15 protein-coding genes are annotated in these 21,918 nt (G+C 47.2%); 9 read left to right on the forward strand and 6 right to left on the reverse strand.

The window, feature by feature from the left end:
• Window positions 1–80: 80 nt before the first annotated feature.
• The 4 genes from EWA64_RS16205 to EWA64_RS16220 are packed head-to-tail and all read left to right on the forward strand — an operon-like array spanning window position 81 to window position 6,236.
• The gene (locus EWA64_RS16205; protein ID WP_061895481.1) at window positions 81–1,472 is read left to right on the forward strand and encodes an HlyD family type I secretion periplasmic adaptor subunit; all 1,392 of its coding nucleotides are present in this window, start codon (window positions 81–83) and stop codon (window positions 1,470–1,472) included.
• A complete protein-coding gene (locus EWA64_RS16210) occupies window positions 1,456–2,190 on the forward strand; it encodes a transglutaminase-like cysteine peptidase (protein WP_082796714.1) in 735 nt (244 codons plus the stop codon). The genes EWA64_RS16205 and EWA64_RS16210 overlap by 17 nt, the downstream gene beginning before the upstream one ends.
• A gap of 5 nt (window positions 2,191–2,195) precedes the next feature.
• Entirely contained in the window at window positions 2,196–4,109 is a 1,914-nt protein-coding gene (locus tag EWA64_RS16215; RefSeq protein ID WP_061895507.1) for a bifunctional diguanylate cyclase/phosphodiesterase, read from the forward strand.
• A 12-nt stretch (window positions 4,110–4,121) separates the two neighbouring features.
• Window positions 4,122–6,236 carry a type I secretion system permease/ATPase gene (locus EWA64_RS16220; protein ID WP_061895480.1) on the forward strand — a complete coding sequence of 705 codons (2,115 nt, stop codon included), beginning with the start codon at window positions 4,122–4,124 and terminating at the stop codon, window positions 6,234–6,236.
• Between the two features lie 72 nt (window positions 6,237–6,308).
• On the opposite strand, the gene cysS is transcribed toward EWA64_RS16220, so the two are convergent.
• The 5 genes from cysS to EWA64_RS16245 form a co-directional block, all read right to left on the reverse strand.
• The gene (cysS, locus tag EWA64_RS16225; RefSeq protein WP_061895479.1) at window positions 6,309–7,685 is read right to left on the reverse strand and encodes a cysteine--tRNA ligase; all 1,377 of its coding nucleotides are present in this window, start codon (window positions 7,683–7,685) and stop codon (window positions 6,309–6,311) included.
• Window positions 7,686–7,925: 240 nt separating this feature from the next.
• Window positions 7,926–9,602: a flagellar assembly protein A gene (locus EWA64_RS16230; RefSeq protein WP_061895478.1), complete on the reverse strand. Its 1,677-nt coding sequence runs from the start codon at window positions 9,600–9,602 to the stop codon at window positions 7,926–7,928.
• A gap of 333 nt (window positions 9,603–9,935) precedes the next feature.
• Window positions 9,936–11,990 (reverse strand): tRNA(Met) cytidine acetyltransferase TmcA, encoded by a 2,055-nt coding sequence (locus tag EWA64_RS16235; RefSeq protein ID WP_061895477.1) that lies wholly within the window; start codon window positions 11,988–11,990, stop codon window positions 9,936–9,938.
• A gap of 86 nt (window positions 11,991–12,076) precedes the next feature.
• Window positions 12,077–13,051 (reverse strand): ParB/RepB/Spo0J family partition protein, encoded by a 975-nt coding sequence (locus tag EWA64_RS16240; RefSeq protein ID WP_061895476.1) that lies wholly within the window; start codon window positions 13,049–13,051, stop codon window positions 12,077–12,079.
• Between the two features lie 7 nt (window positions 13,052–13,058).
• Entirely contained in the window at window positions 13,059–14,276 is a 1,218-nt protein-coding gene (locus tag EWA64_RS16245) for an AAA family ATPase (protein WP_039426622.1), read from the reverse strand.
• 1,259 nt (window positions 14,277–15,535) lie between these two features.
• Here EWA64_RS16245 and EWA64_RS16250 point away from each other — a divergent pair.
• Window positions 15,536–17,506: a replication initiator protein RctB domain-containing protein gene (locus tag EWA64_RS16250; protein ID WP_061895475.1), complete on the forward strand. Its 1,971-nt coding sequence runs from the start codon at window positions 15,536–15,538 to the stop codon at window positions 17,504–17,506.
• 216 nt (window positions 17,507–17,722) lie between these two features.
• Window positions 17,723–19,159 carry a serine protease gene (locus EWA64_RS16255; protein WP_061895474.1) on the forward strand — a complete coding sequence of 479 codons (1,437 nt, stop codon included), beginning with the start codon at window positions 17,723–17,725 and terminating at the stop codon, window positions 19,157–19,159.
• Between the two features lie 296 nt (window positions 19,160–19,455).
• Here EWA64_RS16255 and EWA64_RS16260 read toward each other — a convergent pair whose 3' ends face one another.
• The gene (locus EWA64_RS16260) at window positions 19,456–19,923 is read right to left on the reverse strand and encodes a hypothetical protein (RefSeq protein WP_061895473.1); all 468 of its coding nucleotides are present in this window, start codon (window positions 19,921–19,923) and stop codon (window positions 19,456–19,458) included.
• Window positions 19,924–20,263: 340 nt separating this feature from the next.
• On the opposite strand from EWA64_RS16260, the gene EWA64_RS16265 reads away from it, so the two are divergent.
• From EWA64_RS16265 to EWA64_RS16275, 3 genes are all read left to right on the forward strand, one after another.
• Window positions 20,264–20,461 (forward strand): PA3496 family putative envelope integrity protein, encoded by a 198-nt coding sequence (locus EWA64_RS16265; protein WP_039426636.1) that lies wholly within the window; start codon window positions 20,264–20,266, stop codon window positions 20,459–20,461.
• Between the two features lie 246 nt (window positions 20,462–20,707).
• Window positions 20,708–20,917 (forward strand): DUF3283 family protein, encoded by a 210-nt coding sequence (locus EWA64_RS16270; protein ID WP_039428896.1) that lies wholly within the window; start codon window positions 20,708–20,710, stop codon window positions 20,915–20,917.
• 128 nt (window positions 20,918–21,045) lie between these two features.
• Window positions 21,046–21,762, forward strand: coding sequence for a YebC/PmpR family DNA-binding transcriptional regulator (locus tag EWA64_RS16275; RefSeq protein WP_039426638.1), 717 nt, complete (start codon window positions 21,046–21,048; stop codon window positions 21,760–21,762).
• The last annotated feature ends 156 nt before the right edge of the window (window positions 21,763–21,918 follow it).

Consider the following 21,918-nt stretch of genomic DNA (forward strand, 5'->3'; position numbering starts at 1 on the left):
CGATTTGTCAGTTCTGCCTTTAACATTATTTCCGACTGGGCTTACAATTACTTAGACAACTAATTAAACAAGGACAGTGCATGAGCAGCGACAACTACAACAAGCTCAGCAACCAAGAGCTCGATTTTGTCGACGACAAAACCGCCGCTTTGCTTTTAAACACCCCCACTAATGCGCGCCTTATGCTGTGGGTGATTGTGTTATTTTTTGCCATTTCGATTGGCTGGGCCTCGTGGGCCGAAATCGACAAAGTGACCGTCGGCCAAGGGAAAGTGATCCCCTCGTCGCAAATCCAAATTGTGCAAAACCTCGAAGGGGGGTTAGTTAAAGAAATTCTGGTAAAAGAGGGTCAGTTGGTACAAAAAGGCCAGCAACTGTTACTGATCGACGACACCCGCTTTCGCTCTGACTACCGTGAACGTGAACAGCAAGTGGCCAACTTAACGGCGGCAGTGCTGCAACTCACCGCCTCAATCGACAGTGTCGAAATCGATGAAGAGTTCACCAACGCCGAGTGGGAAAAAAGCGTGGTGATCAACTACAGCCAGCTCAGTTTTCCTGAGCAATTAGAGCAAGAGCAGGCTGATCTGATCCAGAGACAAAAAGCAGAATATCGCCAAGATTTAAATAACTTACGCAACCAACTTTCCGTGTTAACCCAGCAAGTTAGGCAGAAACAGCAAGACTTGGTGGAAATCCAATCGCGCGTGAAAAGCTTGCGACAAGGGTACGAGTTCGCCAAGAAAGAGCTGGAGATCACCCAACCGCTGGCCGACGAAGGTGTAGTGCCAAAAATCGAGCTGCTGAAGTTGCAGCGTCAAGTCAACGATACCCGTCGAGAGCTCACATCGACCGAACTGAAAATTCCGGTTCTGCAGTCTTCGATTCGCGAGTCCATGCTCAGCCGCATTGATGCGGCGCTGAAGTTTCGCTCGGAACAGCAAGAAAAGCTCAATAAAGCGCAAGATCAGCTCTCGGCGTTAGTGGAATCCACCGTTGGGCTAAAAGACAGAGTGAAACGAACCGTGGTGGTTTCACCGGTTACCGGCAAAATTAAAACGCTGAACATTAATACCGTCGGCGGCGTCATTCAGCCGGGGATGGATATTGTTGAGATCGTCCCCACCGAAGACACGCTCTTAGTCGAAGCGAAAATTGCTCCGCAAGATATCGCCTTCCTTAGACCGAACTTGTCGGCGGTGGTTAAGTTCACCGCCTACGATTTTAGTAAGTACGGCGGCCTGACGGGAGTGCTGGAGCACATCAGCGCCGATACCACTAAAGATGAGGAGGGAAACAGCTTCTATATTGTTCGCGTTCGCACGGAAAAGACCAATTTTGGCCAAGATGCCGATTTGCCGATTATTCCCGGCATGACGGCTTCGGTGGACATCATCACTGGTAAGCGAACTGTACTGGAATATTTGCTTAAACCCATTCTTAGCGCGCAAAGCAATGCCCTTAAAGAATAAGAGACACTTTAAAGCAGCGCTCAGTCTGCTAAGGCACAACACCAACAACGCAGGCCGATGGGTTGGACTCGCGTTACTCGGTTGGGCGGCGTTTAGCTCTCAAGCGCTCAACACCACCGAGCAGAAATGGGTTGAGGCTGTTTCCAGCACCTATGGGCAAAGAGCGGGTAAGCGTGTTACGGCTTGGCGCGAGAATATTGATTTTTTTAAACAGTTAGAAGAGCAAGAACAACTGGCAGGCATCAACGACTTTTTCAACCAGCTCTATTTTGTCGACGACATTAAGCTATGGGGACAGAAAGATTATTGGGCCACACCACTGGAATTTTTAGGCAGTAATGCAGGCGATTGTGAAGACTTCACCATCGCCAAATATTTTTCATTGCTGGAATTGGGCGTCTCGGACAACAAACTGCGCTTGGTGTACGTCAAAGCCTTGGAACTCAATCAGTTCCATATGGTGTTGGCTTACTATAAAACGCCGAGTTCAGAACCATTGATCCTCGACAACCTCAATCCAAGGATCCTCAAAGCGTCCAAGCGCCAGGATCTGCTGCCGATATACAGTTTTAACGGTAAAAATCTCTGGTTGATGAAATCCGCCAACTCCAACGGACAACTGGCTGGCGATTCATCCCGTTTAAGCTTGTGGAACGATCTTCGTTCAAGAGAAAAAACACTCAAGCTAAACAAACCTATCATTAACTATGACGAGTAATGAGCATGACATTATACAAGCAACTTGTGGTTGGTATGATTACAGTGTTTATCCTGCTGATGGCATCAGTATTTGTAATCGAATTCAACACCACTCGGAATAGCCTAGAGCAGCAGCAACGCTCCGAGATGAACAACACCATCAACACCGTTGGTTTAGCGCTGGCCCCTTATCTGAAAGACAAAGATACAGTGGCGGTGGAATCGGTGATCAACGCTCTGTTCGATGGCAGTTCTTACTCAGTGGTGCGGCTTATTTTCCTCGATTCAGGGGAAGAGATCATTCGTACTTACCCAGTCAAGCCGAACTCAGTACCTGCTTGGTTTAGTAAACTAAATCTGTTCCAGCGCATCCATGATCAGCGCATTGTCACCAGCGGTTGGTTGCAACTGGCGGAAGTGGAGATAGTGAGCCACCCGGGTGCGGCATACGAACAGCTTTGGCAAGCTTTTATGCGCCTTGTCAGCGCATTTAGTGGCATCTTTGTCATCGGTCTACTCGCGATTGCTTACATACTCAAACGCTCGCTGAAACCGCTCACCGCCATCATTGAGAAGATGAACGACATCGCCAACAACAAGTTTGGCGAACCACTCGCTCGCCCTCACACCAAAGATTTGATTGCCGTCGTCGATGGCATTAACCGCATGTCATCACAGATTGAAGTCTCCTTTAAGATTCAGGCGAAAGAGGCACAGCGTCTACGCGAGCAGGCGTACATCGACCCTGTATCGAAGCTGGGCAACCGCTCTTTCTATATCAGTCAGCTCGATCAGTGGCTTGCGGAAAATGCGCCCGGCGGCGTCGCGGTACTCAACGCCGAGTACATCGGCGAAGTGTATGACAACAAAGATTATCAATCGGCCGATCGCATGGTGGCCGAATTGGCAAAACAGCTCGAGAGTACCATCACCGTCCCCGGCGCCACCATGGCTCGAATCTCCAGCGATGAGTTTGGTTTTATCTTCCCTCACATGGATGAGAGTGAACTCAAGATTGTCGCGGACAGCATCATCAATTGCGTGCAAATGCTCAATACTGACCCAACGGGTACTGCTGATGCCAAAGTGGCTTTGGGGGTTGCGCATAACAAAGACAGCAAAACACGCACAGAAATGCTCTCTATGGTCGACAACGCGCTTTCCAAAGCCAAAGCGTCACCAGAGCTTACCTACGGCTTTGTCGGCACCGACACACAAGGCAGTACCATGGGCAAACAGCAGTGGAAAGCCTTGGTGGAAGAAGCGATTCACAACGATTGGATTCAGTTCCGTTTTCAATCAGCCAACAGCCGCACTGGTAACACGTTCCACCGTGAAGTCTTCTCCAGCATTGAAAAAGAAGGCGTGGTTTACCGTGCGAACCAATATCTCTATGCGTTGGAACAGCTCGAAGCAACCCACCTATTTGACGAATACGTGATTGAATCGATGATCAAGCTGCTGGAGCGTAAAACCTTCACCGAGCCGATGGCGATCAACATCGCCCACAGCAGTCTGTCACAGCCCAGCTTCATCCGTTGGATAACCAATACACTGGAGAAACATAAATCAGTGGCGTCTTTGCTTCATTTTGAGATCCCAGAAGAGTGCTTTGTAAACCAGCCACACCACACCGCTTTATTGTGCCACGCTATTCGTAACGCTGGTGCCGAGTTTGGCGTGGACAACTACGGTCGTAACTTCCAATCGCTCGATTACATTAATGAATATCGTCCTAGCTACGTCAAACTCGACTATCTGTTTACCCACAATCTGGACGATGAAAAGCAGAAATTCACCCTGACGTCCATCTCTCGGGCGGCTCACAATTTGGGTATCACCACCATCGCCTCAAGGGTAGAAACCCAAACGCAGTTGGACTTCTTGTCAGAACATTTTGTTGAAGTATTCCAGGGCTTCATCGTAGATAAAGAGTAGTAAGGTTATCTCATGAAAGATCCATTGTTGAATTCGCTGATATACGTCAGCCGCTATTACGGACTGGCCAACTCGCCTGAGGCGCTGGTCAATGGTTTGCCACTCTCCGATGGCAAGCTGACGCCTTTTCTGCTGCCACGTTCTGCAGAGCGTGCAGGCCTGGTTGCGAAAGAGAACCGCGCAGAACTGGAAGCCATCTCCAGCTTAGTCTTGCCCGCCATTTTGCTGCTCAAAGGCGGCGACTCATGCGTACTTAACAGCCTCAATCAAGAAAAAGGCGAAGCGGAAATCACCACCTTAGAAAGTGGTATGGTGCCGGTCGTCATTCCTTTGGACGAGCTCAAAGCGCAGTACACAGGGCGCTATTTCTTAGTCAAAAAGCAATTTCGCTATGACGAACGCTCGCCTGAAATTCTTAAAACGCGCGAAGGTCATTGGTTCTGGTCTACTTTGTGGCAATCAAAACACATCTATCGTGACGTCTTGATCGCTTCTATCCTGATTAACCTATTTGCCATCGCAGCGCCGATGTTTACTCGTATTGTCTATGACAAGGTGGTGCCAAATCTCGCGTTTGAAACCTTATGGGTACTGGCAAGTGGGATTTTCGTTGTCTTCCTGTTCGATTTTGTCCTAAAAATGCTGCGCAACTACTTTATTGATGTGGCAGGGAAAAAGTCGGACATCTTGATTTCTTCCAAGTTGTTTAGCAAAGTGATGGGCATTCGCATGGAATCGAAACCCCCTTCTGTCGGCGCTTTTGCTCGCCACTTGCAAGAGTTTGAATCGATTCGCGAGTTTTTTACTTCGGCAACGATAAGCTCGCTGATCGACCTTCCCTTCGCACTGCTGTTTCTCTTACTGATTTGGTTGATGGCGGGCGACTTGGTTTGGGTACCCATCATCGGCGTGCTGATCGTGATGATTCACTCATTCCTCATTCAAGGCCCTCTGCGCCGCTCGATTGAAGAAGGCTCCCGTTTGGCGTCACAAAAATATGCCAACCTGATCGAAAGCCTAGCCGGGCTGGAAACGGTCAAACTGTTCAGCGCTCAAGGTCAGTTTCAGTACCGCTGGGAAGAAGCGGTCGCCCACATGGCTAACTGGAACATCAAAACCCGCCGCATCACCGACAGCATCCAAAGTGCTGCTGGCTTTGTGCAACAAAGTGCCAACGTGGGTATGATCATTCTTGGCGTCTATCTCATTTCTGAGGGTGATCTGACCATGGGGGGCCTGATCGCCGCGACGATGCTGAGCGGCAAAGCGATTGGTCCGCTAGTGCAGCTTTCGCTGTTATCAACTCGCTACAATCAAGCAAAATCGTCAATGACCATCATTAATCAGGTGATGGAAATGCCAGATGAGCAAGAAGAAGGCAAACGCTATATTCACCGCCCGATTGTGCAAGGCAAAATTGAACTGGATCGAGTGACATTTCACTACCCAGATGCCCCCATCGCTTCGATTCGTGATTTGAGCCTGACCATTAATCCGGGGGAAAAAGTCGCCATCATTGGCCGAATTGGCTCGGGTAAAACCACACTGGAACGGCTAATTATGGGCTTGTACAAACCCACAGCAGGACACGTGCGTATCGACGACACCGATATTGAGCAGTTGCATCATGTCGATATCCGTCGCAACATTGGCTGCGTTCCTCAAGACAGTACCCTGTTCTTTGGCTCCATTCGCGAAAACATTACCTTAGGGCGTCCTTTGGTCGACGATAGGGACGTGTTAGACGCCGCTAACCGCGCCGGTGTGACCAGTTTTACCCAAGCTGACCCCGCAGGTTTGGAGCGTCAAGTGGGCGAAGGCGGTGCAATGCTCTCGGGGGGGCAGCGACAAGCGGTCACCATTGCGCGCGCATTTTTGGGACGGCCACCAATCCTACTCATGGACGAGCCAACCAGTGCCATGGATAACCGCTCGGAAATGCAGATCAAGCATCAGCTCTCTCAACTAAAAGCGAGTGAAACGCTGATTCTCATCACGCATAAAACGTCGATGTTGGATGTGGTGGAACGCGTCATCGTGATGGAAAAAGGCAGTATTATTGCCGATGGGCCCAAAGCACAGGTGCTCAGTGATCTCAAACAAGGCAAAGTTCGCGCCGTCAGTTAACACCAACCCCAGCACAAGCTGGGGTTATTTTTATTCTCAGTTTACAGTGTAAATAGACCCGTCATGCCCGACTCAACGTCGCTGTAACGTAGTTGAGTGGTTACCAACATCATTCACTTGATAACCGAGTTCCACAATCTCATCTCTTAGTTTATCCGCCTCTTGATAACGTCCTTGCTGTTTCAGCGCCAAACGTTGGTCCGCCAGTGCTTGTACTTGCACTGGGATGATAATCTCCTCATTGCGCTCCAACTGTAAACCAAACACGCGGTCGAAATAGAGCAAGGTTGCTCTTTTATCCTCCGGCGAAATGTCACTGTCGAACACCTGCCAAGCGAGTGCCAGGGCTTGCGGCATGTTGAGATCGCGGTTGACCAGCAGCATAAAACGCTCTCGGAAAGCCGCATCTACTCGCCCGCCTTCGGGTAAATCAGCGAGCCTTCGCCGCATGCGATTCAGTGCGGTCTGCGCGCCGCTTAACCCTTGCCAAGTAAAGTTCAAATGGCTTCGATAATGGGCAGTCAATGTGAGGTAACGATAAGCCAGCGGAGTGTAGCTTTGCTGCAACAAGCTTTCTAAGCGCATTGACGTTCCGGATTTGGAGATCTTTTCATTGCTGAGTTGTAGAAAATAGCCATGCAACCAAAAATTGGCCTGAATATGACCATTCTTTGCTTCACATTGGGCGATCTCGTTGGTGTGATGAATTGGGATATGGTCTTCTCCGCCGACATGAATATCAAATCGCTTACCCAAGTATTTTTCGGCCATCGCGGAACATTCGATGTGCCAACCGGGAAACCCAATGCCCCAAGGGCTCGGCCACTCCATTTGTCTTTGTTGCTCGCCACTGAACTTCCACAGCGCAAAATCGGTGGGCAGCCTTTTCTCAGCCATCTCCACACGAATACCCGCCGCGAGTCCTTTTTTATCCAGTTTGGCCAACTCGCCATAATTCGCGAGCTTTTCTGTATCGAAGTAAATTCCGTCACTGGTGCGATAAGTAAAGCCTTTTTCTTGCAGCTCACGCACAAACGCTATCTGCTCATCAATGTGCTCTGTGGCACGGCACACCTGACTCGGCTGCTCGATATTCAGTTTGTGCAAATCCGTGAAAAAGGTTTGTTCAAAGTAGCGAGCGATTTCCCACGCGCTTTTCCCTTGTTTGCGCGCACCTTTTTCCATTTTGTCTTCTCCACTGTCCCCATCGGAGACCAGATGACCAACATCGGTGATATTCATCACGTGCTTGACTTGATAACCGTTGAGTCTCAGCACTCGTGTCAAAACATCAACAAACAAGTAGGTACGCAAATTGCCGATATGCGCGTAATCGTAAACTGTCGGGCCACAAGCATAGAGCCCGACTTCGTTTTTCCGAATGGTGCGAAAGGGCTGAAGGGTCCTAGTGAGCGTATTAAACAGCTGAACGGGAGAGGGATAATTCATATTTTCTTCCTTGCAAAAATAAAAAAGGCCGTGGATGCATGCATCGACGGCCTTAGAAATACGGGTAGTTATACTAACAAACAGACACGCGCTTTCGGCCGTAAAACGGAGTTTTACAGCAACAACAAAGGGCTTGGGTAACAATCTTAGTCTGTGTCATATAGTTAACCTAAAGGAGTTGTGGCTAAAAAGCAATCTTCTAAAAAGCAATCTTCCAAAAACTAATACTCAAAATGAGGGCTAGTTTACGGCCACGTCTTCTTCTTCCAGAGTTGAAGAAACTTTGATTTCATACTGATTGAAGCGGAAGATACTGCCACCATGAGTTCGCTTGGTCACCACCTGTTCATCACCAAATTGCACCGTCACTCGGGTGAACACTTTTTCCGTTGCTTCCACCGTGTTAATTTCCAACAATGCGTTGAATTCGGCATCGGCAGTTTCGAGATCGCCTTTAAGCGACTCGAGTTGCGCACTGTTTTGCGCTTTCAGATCTGCAATTTCAGCTTCGACGCCTTCTTCCCTCTCCGATTTCGGCGTCTTCTTAAATTCGAGTTCGCGACGAATCACATCCATCGTCTCTTCTTGGGCAATCTTATACTGCTCTTTGAGCGAAGCGATTTTATCTTTATAGGCGGCGAAACGAGCAAAGGCCTCAATCTTAGTCGCCGTATCCCCTTCAACGCCAAGGAAGACACATTTTACTTTTCCGCCAACGCGGGCTACCCCGCCACTCAAGGTACCATTTTTACCATTGGCGTCCATCACGGTGAGATCATGCCCGCACAAAATGTCGTTGTTGAGTGAATGCACTGCAAGTTCAATGTTGTGCCCTGCCTGCAACTCACAATATTGTGCGTAGTTGGCGCTAATATTGCCTTTGGTTTTAACCGAGCAACTTTTGGCTTCACCATCACTCACGGTATGACCTATGATGCCTTTGCCAACCACAATATCGCCTTGTGCCTGTACATCGGCGGATTCAATGAAGCCACCAACGGTGATAGAGCCCGTCGCACGCACTTTCATCCCAGCCTCAATATCACCGGAGATCACGACATTACCTTTAAATTTGATATGTCCAGTCCCGACACCGACGTTATTGAGGCACAGCGCACTGTCGACTTCGATGGTTTTTTCTTTAATCAGCGGCATGCCTGCTTGACTGGCGATGAGTATGTTGGGATTGTAAGACGCAATTTCCGTTCCTTTGCCGGGTTTCAGCACAGCATCTTTCCCCGCTAAAGGTGGAATGGCTTTGCCTTGAACCGTAAATCCCGGGGTACCTTTAGTGGCGGGCTCGCGACGCATCACTTCGTCTCCGCGTTCAACGGTAATGGTTTCACCAAGATTGCGCATGTCGATTTTAGCGTTCGCTGATTTCCCTTTTTCCGGTTTAAGCACTCGCTTGGTGATGTCTTCAACTAGAGGGACAAACTGGGCATCTTTGCCTTTAACTGGTTGTTTGCCTTGCGCCACAGCCTGTACAAAGCTCTCTCCCGGTTTGAGCTGATTACTCATGACCAGCACTTTTTTCAAGGCCAGCTTGTTAATGCCTTTAGTGACATGCGCGCTGGCTAGCGCGTGGACTATCTCACTGCCACGTAAACTTCGTCCACCGTAGGCGCCCGTAACTTTCATACTGGCCAACATATCATTGTTTGACAGTTCGACTTCCAACTGTGCATTCAACCGTTTTGCCACCTCAATACCTTGGTACGCTTCGGCCTTTTTCTCCCGCACACTGTTAATAAACCGCACCACTTCTGCTTCATCAAGAAACAGATTTCCAGCGTCCATCTCCGCCAGTACGGCGTCAATTTCTTTTCTGATCAGCTCACCACCCAAATCCACTTCTGGGAGTTTGGCAATGATGCTGGTCTTATTTTCATTCCATGAAAGGCATAGTTTCCACATAAACAGCCACGTGCAGTTAAAGCCAAAAGGTAATCTTGGAACTAGTCTAACGAAAATGAGGATCGCTGAGAATCATGGAAAGGGAATAATCTGGCTCACATCACTAAAGGGTATATCGAACGAGATTGCATCCAGTTTGTGACTGCGAGTTCATTTCTCGCTCAATCGGTTTACACTGTAAATCCACTTCACCAACCACACACAGATAGATCCCCACTAGCCAAAGCGCGCCTCCAATATATCGATTCCCTTTCCGTTGCAGCTCACTATCTTCTACTGCTAAAAACAAATAAGGATTAATGGGCTCGATTTACAGTGTAAATAGCAATGAGTTTACTCGGCAAGATGCTCCAATTTACATTGTAAATTTGACAGGGAAACGAGTTGGTGCACATCGCCTCTTAGCGCTTGTTCTGCTTGTTTGCGGCCAGGGAAAGTAAAACGCTCCGCGCAGTACTGCCACGATTGGTTAAGCAACACTTTACTGATTAACAGATCCGATAGGCTCTGCACCTCAAGCGACAGTAGCCAAGCTTTAAGCCAAGGTTGGACGCTGTCAAAACTGTTGCCACCTTCAGCATAATTAACAATCAGAGCGATACAAGTCGGATTGGGGCTTGAGTAGCTCACCGTGTTGAGCAGCGATCGTACCAGCATCGCATCCAACTCGGAAAAACTCGACGACAGATAATCCGGCAGTGTCTCTTTGAACATCAGATGCGCTTGCGTTTGCCATCTTTCAGCCAAGGCACTTAACGCTTTCACCATCACCAGAGAATGGCATCCACTGGCCGCATCACGCGAAAAACCCAATCGCAGTGGCACATAACCCGCTTGCTGCCAAAAGCGAACCAATTCCGCGCTGGCGCCAAAACTGGTCGCAAGGTAATCCGTTTTACCTTCGAGCAGAACTTGTAACTGAGCCAATAGATTCTGCCCGATGCCACGCCCTTGCCAATCTGGGTGAACAGCAATTCGCATCACCCGTGTCGCGGTTTGCTGCGCGGCTTGCGTAATGCCGAGATGATTGGCAATGGTGGTCGCAACCAAATGCCCGGCTGGGCGCCTGTGGCCAAGCTGAATCGCTTTAATCAGATCGGCCTCCAACCCGCCTTCGTCAACAGTCAAGATGCAGCAAACGACCGCATTTTGCGCTTGAGCGAGATAAAGCTGACACGCCTCATCGGCAAGCAACTGAAGTAAATCATTGGGTGTGGTTTGATAATGTGCGTTGACCAAAAGAGAGAAACAAGATTGAAGTATGGCTGGCTTCGCAAGTAATTCCGCTTTACTTACTAAACGCAAGCTCAACGCATCACGAGTCACGTTGTCAATCGACACATCATCGCTTTGTAACAAAAAGGCGTGATTGAGCCACGCTTCCAGTGGGTCATTGCTTTTCCAGCGGATAGGCTGCTCTAAATGATACGCTTTCATTCCGGGCCGCTCGGCTTGCAGCCAAGGAATAAACTTATTGGAAAAGCCTCTGCCGCAACCTTCGTAACCATGGACGGTAGAAGAGAAGACCAAACGATGATAGTCAGCCACCATCGCTTTTAGCATCGGCAAAGGAATGGAGGCAGCTTCGTCAACCAGCAAGAGGTCACACGATGGGCGTTGTGATAACAGCTCATCGGGCGCAATAAATTGCAGTGACGATTCACCAGTACGTAAAATGAATTTCCCATCGCTTTGGGCACTGGATAACTGGGTTTGTGCGTGGAAAAATAACGTTTCAACTGCTGAAAATGACGGCGCAGTCAGCAAAATTTTCAAAGGCCGCTGCTGCATTAACTGGCCACAAGCCAGACCAAGCGCACTGCTTTTCCCTCGTCCTCGGTCTGCCGTCAGAACAAGAGGCCGCTTGCGATGACCTGTCAGCACTTTTTTGACCAACTCGACGGCATGAAGCTGATCTGCGAAACCATCTTCAACCTCGGCAGCTAAAACCAATTGGGGAAGCTGGGTAATCTGCCCTTTATCTATTTGTACTAACTCGGCAAAGTGACGCTCTAACCAAGCTTGAGCATAAGAGGTTGTGGGCCCGTTACTGGGTAATATCAGCAAAATTCCGCCGCCAACTAATGCACCACAAGCCGCAGTGAAGCTATTGGCATCAAACGGCTGGCGCGCATCGACAACCAGAATTTGGCACTCCTGCCCTAAAAGGCGCTGCCCCTGTTTATATCCAACCGCTTTACTGATCTGCGGATGAAAGTCATCACGTAACCCAACAGAAAAAATCACCGCTGAAGTTTGCAGAGTTAGCCAGTGATGCAATTGTGCATCTTGCCACTTAGCGTCACCACGCAAAACCACGCCGTAACGCCAGCCAGTCGTTGATGCTTGCTGACAAATCGCATGCAACGCTTGTAAAGGAGTGTCCATAAATCGTACCCAAGTTCGAAGTGTGCTTATGGTAGCACAGGATCAAAAAAAGCCGCATCAGCGGCTTTTCGTCAAAAAATGGCGTCTTATCCTAGTTTGGATTCAAGGAACTTTAGGATCTCATCCATTGTTTGGTCATCAATTTTCTTTAGTGTCAGCGCTAAATTACTGCCCTTACGGCTGTAAGATGCGCGTCCTTTGATAAGCTCTGTCTTCTCTGCTTTGGCTTTAGGCTGACTTGGTAGCAACTCAGACATCCACAGCTCAAGTGTTTCCGTCACTTCTTTGGTCAAACGCGCCACTCCCTGAGCCTGACTGCGTTGCCAAACCAGCCCTTCTTCACTCAAACATTTATGCAAAAGCTGCGTTTGTTGCTCACTTGGCAAAGAGAAGTACTGTTTGTGCAGTTTTACGATCGTCGGGCGGCCAAGCTCGCTCACGTTGGGGTAAGCTTGCAGCAACCCCAGCGGCAGCGAAGCCGCTTTGAGTGCGCCGCTAACCAATGCCTCACTGCATTGGAACATTTTTGCCAGCGCTTTTTGATCTTCTGCTTCGCCTTTGTCTAGCTTCGCTTGCATCTCTTTACCTTTCTCGTACAGAGAGAGTGGCTTGTGCGCGTTAGCGACATCAGACAAAAATTTCGCCTGCTCAGCACTGATGTTATCGGCGACATAAATGAGGAAATCTTGCTTCGCGAGAATACAAGACATACGACGACGACTACCATCGAGTACTTCGATCTTACCGTCAGCCGCACGACGACCGACCGCTGGGTATTGCTGTCCTCTCTCTTTGAGAGTACTTAAAACATCGGACAACGCGTGTTCATTTAAAAATGCTTGTTCACGAGCATTTTCTGCAAACACGACCGTTTTCTGTTCCACCTCTTGAGCGGCAATACGCACCAATTCAAACGTGACGCTCTGCTCGCCCGCCACAGACAGTTCAATCACTTGTGCTTGCTCTTTCGCCGCGGTCTGTGCCTCTTGAGGTGTGGTGACTCGGCGCTTATCTGCTTTACCAAAGAGTTTGGCATTGAGTTCTGAAGTTCTAATTGCCATGACTTATTTATCCTTGATTCAGTGAAGACCAATGAGAATGAAGCACACGCTCTAGTTCAAGCGCACTCTTTTGCACCGCATCTTGCGCCGTCGCTAGTGTCTTTTTGCCACCTTCAAAGTCACCCGTGGTTAAATCAAATACGGTGCTGTACGTATCGGCGCAGGTTTCAAAAGCGCGGCTGCGAGGAATGGTCGCCATCATCACTTGATCACCAAGCAAGTAGTTCATCTCGGTCAGTACCGAGACTTGTTTTTTATTGTCATCTTCAAACATGGTTGGCATAAGGCGGACAAACTCCAGCCCTTTCCAATCGTCTGGAAACATTTCATACACGGTTGGCAAGTGTTGGAAGAAGTTGACGGTCGACGCCCAGTCTAAACGTTTCGCCGCACATGGGATCAACAGCGCATTCGATGCATACATCGCATTCCACACCAGAGGATCGACGTGAGGACCAGTATCAATCATGATGACATCAAAATCATCAGCAATCTTATCGATCAGTTTTTCCTTGAGCAGTCGCACGATATCAAGCGACTGATTTTGTGACAAATACTGCCAAGCTTCAGCGTTAAACATCGCATCTTCCGGGAATGCGGAAATGGTTTTCAGATTAGGATACTGCGTTGGTAAAAGCACATTGCGGTGCAAGAATTCACGATTCACCTCGACCTCTTCTGGAACGTTGTCCAACATGATATCAACCGCAGAATAGATATTATCGTGCTCGGCAATACTGATTTGCGGATTGAGGAACAAACGCAAAGAGCCTTGTGGGTCTAAGTCAATAAGACAAATACGGTAACGCTTATCCAAATTCAATGCCAAGCAAGCGGCTAAATGCACAGCCGTCATTGACTTGCCCGTACCGCCCTTCTGGTTTTGCACATTGATAATCCACGGCTTGTTTCCGGTACTGTTTTTACGCTGGTGGAACTTCGCCACGCCCGCAGCGTCCATCAACATATGTGCTTCTTCTAAAGAGATCGAGTAATGGTTGGCGTTGTTTTTGGTAAACTGATGCCCTTCCGCTTCCATTTTGCTAATCGCATCATCCAACTTACGACGGGTTAAACCAGAACGCGTTTCCATTAATGCCTTGGACATTGGCGGAAAATAATCATCACTGCGCTCTTCAAGCACAATCTCAATTCGGTCCGCCTGAACTTGTTGAGTTGATTCGGCCAACTTAATGAGATTCTCTATCGTTTGCTCTCTTTTCATTATCGATTCCTTAGAGAAATATCTTTCACACGATTGTACAGCACTTTAATTCAAATACAACAAAAAGGTGAACGTTCATTTTGAAGAGTAATCACATAAAAATGTTTTAATCACGTCATAATGATGTAAAAAAGAACGATAATGTGCTTTTGAGCACTATGGCTTTTATCAACTTGATGTTTGCAACTGAGATAGAATGAAAGAATTACAGTGTCACTAATTTACAATGTAAATGTCATAAATCATCGGAACGATTAGATAGCACCTCTAAATTACGGCACTTGTCAAATCGATTAGCCAAACGAGCGGAAAAGTCGCTCTAATCGCAATCACGTAGAAAGAGAGAAAGAAAGCGCGGTATCGCATCATAATCATGCTTCTGTAAAAAAGTCGCGCCTTTTCCATTCTATTTTGAGTAAATCGCATTAGGAAAGATGATCAAGGAAGCCTGTTGATCATCTTTCCGTAAATAGTTTGGTTGGCGAAACGATGATCATGGCCATGAAGCTCGATGAGATCTACAGGAAGAGAGAGGGCAGGAGGATCCATTCTGCGGAACCATGATCAAGTGTCATCATGCTCGGAAGCATGTAAATACTTAACCAAACTACGGAAGAATGCCGATGGAATGGGGATTCAGGCAATCCCGCACGTTTCTTTGGTGCATCAAGCAGTGACGACAAACGCATTACATCATCCTTATTTCCATGATCATGCTTTCGCAAAGATTAACTCAAACCAATTACGCTCTATTAACGCTGGTAAACGCACAATTTTTAGACTATCAGCCGATACTGCTGTTATTCCCATCGCATATTGCCAAAATGTGCCATGCTTGATCATCGTTCCGTTAGCCATTCAGCTCGGCAGATAGAGATAAAAAGCTTACGTTTGGCTTCTCTCTGTGGATAAATTGTTTACGACTGATGATCATGCTTTCTATTCTTTGCTGATCATCGTTTCGATTCTCTAATGATCATGTTTTCATAAACTTATGATCATGCTTTCTGGCTAATGATGATCATGTTTTCTATCTGGAGATGATCATGCTTCCTAACGGGGAAAATAAAAAGTCTTTAATTACGGGAACTTACAGGCGCCGTTCGTTCCAGATCATTAGATCATCTATATCAATAAGATCAAATAAAGCAAAAAGATCAGTTATTTAAAGATCTCTCTTTTCCCTTTATTTATGATCTTTTTTTCATTATTCTCTTGGAACTATAGTGCTTTTACGGTCAAAGCGATCTGGATCTAACATGACAACCGAAGAAAAAATACTGATCAAAGCTCCAAGGAGCCACAAAGACGGCCATCTATTTGAAGTCAATGACTCATCTGCAGATTGGGTTGAGCAATATCAGCATTTCAAAGGGGTAACGAAAAGTATTTTAGAATTGTTAAATTTGATCTCTTTGCGTGGGTTTAGCAGTAAAGATGGATTGGTATCCACCACTGAAATTGTCGATGCTACCGATGGACAATTAACCCGAGCCGCTCTGCAGCAACGTTTACGAGCCGCGGTCAGTATCGGCTTGTTTACCCAAACCCCCGTGCGCTTTGAAGAGGGGCTCGCAGGCAAAACCATGCTGCATCGCTTTGTTAATCCAAACAAACTTATCTCAGTATTAGGTGCAGCCAGTTTAGTCACCGAAAAAGTGAAACAGAGCGAAAAAGAGAAACGCTCGAAAGCCTTAGCACAAACTCAGGTCAATAAACGATTGCTCAATGAGCACGGCTTAAACACACCACCGAGTATGAAAGATGAAGCCGATCAATTCGTCGTTTCACCAACCAATTGGGCTGGGATCATTGACCAAGCGCTCGCTCCTCCAAGGACGCGTAAAAGTTACCAAAAATCGATGGTTTCAATCTCCGGTACACGAGCGGTTATCGAAACTCGTTCCTCAAAAAATATCATGACGGTGGACGATCTGATGACACTATTTGCACTGTTCACTTTGACGGTGCAATACCATGATCATCACAAAGAGGAATATCAGTTAGATGCCACTCATATTCCGAACAAGACCCCACTCTATATCACGGATATTTTGTCGCTAAGAGGCAAAAAAGACAGTGGCCCTGCACGGGATTCGATCCGCGATAGTATTGATCGCATTGAGTTTACCGATTTTCAGTTGCATGAACTGACAGGGCGTTGGCTGAGTGAGAATATGCCCGAAGGGTTTAAAAGCGATCGCTTTCGCTTTCTTGCTCGCACCATTACGGCATCTGAAGAGGCGCCTACAGAGGGCAGTGATGGCGAAATTCGCATTAAACCCAATCTATACATTTTGGTTTGGGAACCTTCGTTTTACGAAGAACTGCTGACGCGCGATTACTTCTTCCTCTTTCCACCAGAGATCTTGAAACAACATACCTTAGTGTTCCAGTTGTATTCATTTTTCCGCAGTCGTATGGTTCGTCGTCACACCGACAGCATGCTGTTAACCGAGCTTAATCAGAAGCTGGCACGTAACATTGAATGGCGACGTTTTTCGATGGATCTGATCCGTGAATTGCGTCGATTATCCGAAGAAAAGGGATCGGAAGATCTTTTTACTGTCAACTTATGGGGCTACCACCTGAGCGTTACAACGATCCAAGATAAAGATAAGGTGATCGATTACCAGATCGATATCAAATGTGATGTTGAAGAAGTGCTGCGTTACTCGCGAGCTCGCACCACCAATGCGGGCAAACGTAATATGGCGCCAACTTTGCCTAATCCGCTACGCAACGAAATGGTGAGTAAGCAGAAACTGGAAGAGCTATCGGGCATCATTGATGGTGAGTTTGAACCGATTCAGCGCAAGGAGCGTTCTCCGAAAGGCAATTTAGGACGTAGAGTGAAACTGCGTAAACACTTGGTGGAGATCAATGCCGATGAGATCACCATTACGCTAACCAAATATACCTCCCCAGAGGCTCTAGAACGCAGTATAACGGCGTTGTCTGCGATGACAGGCCATCCGTATGTTTCTATCAAAGAAGAGTGTCAGGAGCTCTTAGAGAAGCTGGATTACATCCGTGTCGATGAGCATGTTTTGCCCTATGAAGCGCTCAGTAAAGTCGTAGAACTGTACAACAGCCAGACGGAGAACAAACATTTGTCGATTGAGCGTTTGATTGCCGGACTCGCTGTGCGGCGAAAAGTGTGCCGTCAAGTGTTTGAGGGCCATTTGGATGACACTGTGTTTCGTGCGCTAGACGAAGTGGCCGTCTGATTTTCCAACGTACCATGTTCTACACTGGGCGGATGTAAAACCGCCCAGGTCCAATACCTCACTCTACCTTAAATATCAGTTCTTTACCTCGTTATGATTGAGTTGACATGGCTGAACTGTCAGTAAGAGTTTACATACTATAAATAAGCAACTAGTTGCTTATTTTGTCACAGCGATTATGTTTTTATCGATATCGACAACCGATAAGGACATCCAATGATACACATTCTACGCAACGTTATTTTGGCTTCATCACTCTGCAGCGCTTCCGTGGCTTATGCGCAAGTGGAACTGCCTGTGATCGCCGATCAAATACCATTTGCTTACACCTCTGCATTCAAGGCGATCGCTCCGCTGGAGATTAAACATCCCGGCGCGCAGTTTATTAAGATACACTTTAAAACCTTGATCTTACCAGCAGGAAGTTCGATCCGCCTGACCTCAAAAGAGGGAACCGAGGTGCTGGAGTATACGCAAAGCCAAGAGAATTGGTTCGCGCAATCGATTTTCGGTGAACAGGTCACCGTTGAGTTGCTGCCTAACCAAGCGGGTGAAGTCGGTGAGTTCGACATTGACTATTTTACCGCCGGTCATCAGGCTGAAATGACAGCGTCTAGGGGAGATAGCACATTCTCCACTTGCGGAATCAACGAGCGTAAAGATGTCGCTTGCTGGCAAGAGAGCCATGCTGACAAAGTGGCGTGGTCAAGCCCAGTGGCTCGGCTACTGATTGACGGGCGTAGTCTCTGTACGGCTTGGCGTGTTGGCCCTGACAATACGCTCTTTACCAACAACCATTGTGTCAGTACGGCATCTGAGTTGAAAAACACCGAAGTGTGGTTCAATTATCAACGCAGCAGCTGTAACGGATCTTTGGCAACAACAGTGAAAGTGATGGGCAGTGAACTGCTGCGCACAGATTACACCTTGGACTACACCCTGTTTAGTGTTGATGACTTTGCCAAGATTGCAGCCTTTGGTTACTTAGGTTTGGATGCCAATGAACCCGTCTATGGCGATGGTATCTACATTCCTCAACATGGTGCTGGCAACCCGAAAGAGCTCGCGATTGAAAGCGATCAAAATGGCTCCGGTTTGTGCCAAATTGATATCGCTTCAACCAATGGCCGAGGCACCAACACCGATACCGGTTATTTCTGCGACACCATCGGTGGATCATCGGGCTCTCCAGTATTGAACGCGGCCAATAACAAGGCGATTGCGCTCCACCATTTTGGTGGCTGTGAAAATCAAGGGGTCAAAATAAGCCGTATTTGGCCGCAGGTCGCCACGTACTTCAACAACACTTTGCCTGAGGGGTCTATTGATCCAACTACGCCAACGATCGAAGAACTCATCCCAGATTCCGCGATTACCGACTTGGCTTTGAATAAAGGGGAAGAGAAGATGTTTGTCGTCAAAGCGGAAAATAGACTGTCAGCACTGACAGTGGCGATTCAATTTGGTGCGGGTGATGCCGATTTGTATGTACGCTCAGGTGAAAAACCTACCACGAGTGTCTATGATTGCCGCCCTTTTCGTTCAGGCAACAATGAATCTTGCTCTGTGCCTGCTGCGGGGAAAGATCTTTACATCATGGTGAGAGCTTACAGTAATTTCTCTGGGGTGATGTTGAATGCCAGCAAACAGTAAAAGTCTCTGCCAATCTTCAAGTGATTCATGTAAGTAAATATTAACCAATGCAATAATTTGTATATTGATTGAATTCAGACCGAACGTTAACAATCTACTGACATTAGCATCGTTCGCCAAAGCTACTATGGCCTCGAATAGACAACCTTTTGTCCTTTCTGATGATTAATAGATTGGCTCATATTGTTACATTCATTCTGAATAGATTTCGCGAGTTCAAACGAACTCGCTTTTTTTTATCCAAAATCTGCCATTAAGCATTTCTTACCTTGATCATTGTTCCGTGGGTAGTTCGATCAATGCCAAATCACTTGATCATGCTTTCGAGGTTCATTCCAAGCAAGTGATTCCATCAGTTTCACATGGCCGTCAATGATACTGTTGGCTTTGACTAACCAAGCCGTTTGATCGTTTTGCTCTGCACAAAACTCTAAGCTAAGGACCGTGATATGTTGTAAACGCTTGAGACACCAATCGCGGATCTCGACATCGGTATGACAATCACATCCCACCAGCTCGAACTTGCCGGCTGCATACAGTAGGAACTCAAAAGCGTGAGGCGGATTTTGATAACGATAGTGTTGGAAAAGTCGCAAGCACCCATCTAACCAACAAGCGATCGCTTTACTTTGATCATCGGTGAGATCAGGGCCAAATACGGCGTCAGGTGCAGAGAAGAGGATCGTTTCCAACTCACGTCTTTGATCATATTTTCGCTGTTGATACCAGTCAGAAATGCTGGTTAGCCAGAAAGTCAATGTCATTCTCAACCCCATACCATCGTTAACTTTAGTGTTAAGTTTGGTTGATATTCCGACAATTGACCAGTGGTGGTATTGATGTGAATTTACTTATATCGGCTTGAATCAGGTACTTTGGAAGAGAGAGTTGAAAGCGAAATGAGAGTTTGATCTCCTTGCTTTTGACAAGGGTAATCTTTTAAATCTACTGGGCTGTGGCGAATTTAGCAAAAGTTAAATGACGGTTTTATAATTTAGTTGATGGAAGAGAGGGAATGGTCACATTTCCCTACTGTTTTACTTAATTCAGCAAATCGGGTTTGCTATACATCAAGTGTCAAAACATGGTGTGTTCGGAGGTAATATGTCCATTAATTCAATAAACCATGACGAGATGGCAGATATGGCTCACAAGTGGGAAGTTCCGGAAGAGGAAGTCGCGCTGAGACCAGAAAAACAAGTGAAATCCGCAGAAGCGAGACGCCGCATTGAAGCGCTGAGAGAGATCCGTGAAAGCGGTCTGAGTATCGAGGAAGCAAAAGAATTAGGACTGCTTCACTAACGCAACTGTGTGATCTAACGAACTCAATGGAGAGGGTGGCCGCTAGCCACCCTTTGTGCTTTTTGGCAAGCAGACGAGTGTTTTCCGGGACGGCTTGCTAAACAAGCGCTCTCGATTTATCTTCTGTAAAAAGCAGGCGCTGTGTTATATTTCGCGACTCGTTGTCCTTAAAGGGGCGATTTCCTCACTAAGAGGGCACCTTGAAACAACCAGATGCGTACCGATGTAGAACTTCAGGAGATTTTCATGTCGTTTAATCTTTCACTGTTGGCGCCGGATGAAAAGAACAAAGTTGAGTTAGATAAGCAGGCTTCGTTCTTGGTCTGGAGAATGAAAGAAGCGAAATGTGGTCCAGAGGCGATCATTGAGCGTGCCAATAAAATCACTGATCCGCGTGAAAAGGCATTTTTTGAGCAATCAATTGAAAAATACAAACGAGCAATGAGAGTGGCATGAGCAGGTTTGCCTAGCAGCCAAATTGGCCGTGATTGGCGGCTCTGATTTCTCGTGGAGCGAGAATTGAATTGATCTCGCTTTTTGCTAAAATCCTTCGCGTTAAAAATGTAATGTAGAGAGACATCCCGATGGGAAGAAGTTTTGAAGTGCGCAAAGCCTCAATGGCGAAAACAGCAGGCGCAAAAATTAAAGTTTACTCCAAATACGGTAAAGAAATTTACATGTGTGCGAAAAATGGTGGTTCAGATCCAGATATGAACCTGTCTCTTCGCCACCTGATCACTAAAGCGAAAAAAGACCAAGTACCGTCGCACGTTATCGAGAAAGCGATCGACAAAGCAAACGGCGGTGGTGGTGAAGATTACCAACCAGCACGTTACGAAGGTTTTGGCCCAGGTGGTATTAGCGTGATCGTTGACTGTCTAACAGACAATGGCAACCGTACTTTCCAAGACGTTCGTCAGTGCTTTGTGAAGACAGGCGCAAAAATTGGTACTCCTGGTGTGGTTGCACACATGTTCGATCACCAAGCGGTATTCCAGTTCAAAGGCGAAGACGAAGAAGCGATTCTTGAAGCGCTGATGATGGCCGATTGCGATGTGACCGATATCGAACTTGAAGACGGCGTGATCACCATTTACGCACCAAATACCGAGTTTTTCAAAGTGAAAACCGCGTTGAATACAGAGTACCCTGATCTGGTTATCGACGTTGAAGAGATCACTTTCGTTCCACAGAACTACAGCCCTGTGCCGGAAGAAGACGCAGAAAAATTCCAGAAATTCCTCGACATGCTGGATGACTGTGATGATGTTCAGCAGGTTTATCACAACGCTGAACTGTAATGAAAAAAAACCGAGCTGTTCGAAGCTCGGTTTTTTTATACCTCGACGTTATTCCACGCCTCGATTTTTCTCGCTCGTATTGACTTTTCTGATTGAAGCCTTGCTGGCGAAAGTGGCGCAGCCGCAATTTCGCCATCGCCCTTAATCTCTCCCGTT

Origin of the sequence: Vibrio cidicii, from assembly GCF_009665415.1 — a bacterium.
Lineage (GTDB): Bacteria > Pseudomonadota > Gammaproteobacteria > Enterobacterales > Vibrionaceae > Vibrio > Vibrio cidicii.

Bases quoted from the DNA above. Each gene is read 5' to 3' on its own strand.
- EWA64_RS16215 (WP_061895507.1), top strand. From the start codon at position 2,196: ATGACATTATACAAGCAACTTGTGGTTGGTATGATTACAGTGTTTATC.
- cysS (WP_061895479.1), bottom strand. From the start codon at position 7,685: ATGAATTATCCCTCTCCCGTTCAGCTGTTTAATACGCTCACTAGGACC.
- EWA64_RS16220 (WP_061895480.1), top strand. From the start codon at position 4,122: ATGAAAGATCCATTGTTGAATTCGCTGATATACGTCAGCCGCTATTAC.
- EWA64_RS16275 (WP_039426638.1), top strand. From the start codon at position 21,046: ATGGGAAGAAGTTTTGAAGTGCGCAAAGCCTCAATGGCGAAAACAGCA.
- EWA64_RS16230 (WP_061895478.1), bottom strand. From the start codon at position 9,602: ATGTGGAAACTATGCCTTTCATGGAATGAAAATAAGACCAGCATCATT.
- EWA64_RS16205 (WP_061895481.1), top strand. From the start codon at position 81: ATGAGCAGCGACAACTACAACAAGCTCAGCAACCAAGAGCTCGATTTT.
- EWA64_RS16270 (WP_039428896.1), top strand. From the start codon at position 20,708: ATGTCGTTTAATCTTTCACTGTTGGCGCCGGATGAAAAGAACAAAGTT.
- EWA64_RS16245 (WP_039426622.1), bottom strand. From the start codon at position 14,276: ATGAAAAGAGAGCAAACGATAGAGAATCTCATTAAGTTGGCCGAATCA.
- EWA64_RS16250 (WP_061895475.1), top strand. From the start codon at position 15,536: ATGACAACCGAAGAAAAAATACTGATCAAAGCTCCAAGGAGCCACAAA.
- EWA64_RS16265 (WP_039426636.1), top strand. From the start codon at position 20,264: ATGTCCATTAATTCAATAAACCATGACGAGATGGCAGATATGGCTCAC.
- EWA64_RS16210 (WP_082796714.1), top strand. From the start codon at position 1,456: ATGCCCTTAAAGAATAAGAGACACTTTAAAGCAGCGCTCAGTCTGCTA.
- EWA64_RS16255 (WP_061895474.1), top strand. From the start codon at position 17,723: ATGATACACATTCTACGCAACGTTATTTTGGCTTCATCACTCTGCAGC.
- EWA64_RS16240 (WP_061895476.1), bottom strand. From the start codon at position 13,051: ATGGCAATTAGAACTTCAGAACTCAATGCCAAACTCTTTGGTAAAGCA.
- EWA64_RS16235 (WP_061895477.1), bottom strand. From the start codon at position 11,990: ATGGACACTCCTTTACAAGCGTTGCATGCGATTTGTCAGCAAGCATCA.
- EWA64_RS16260 (WP_061895473.1), bottom strand. From the start codon at position 19,923: ATGACATTGACTTTCTGGCTAACCAGCATTTCTGACTGGTATCAACAG.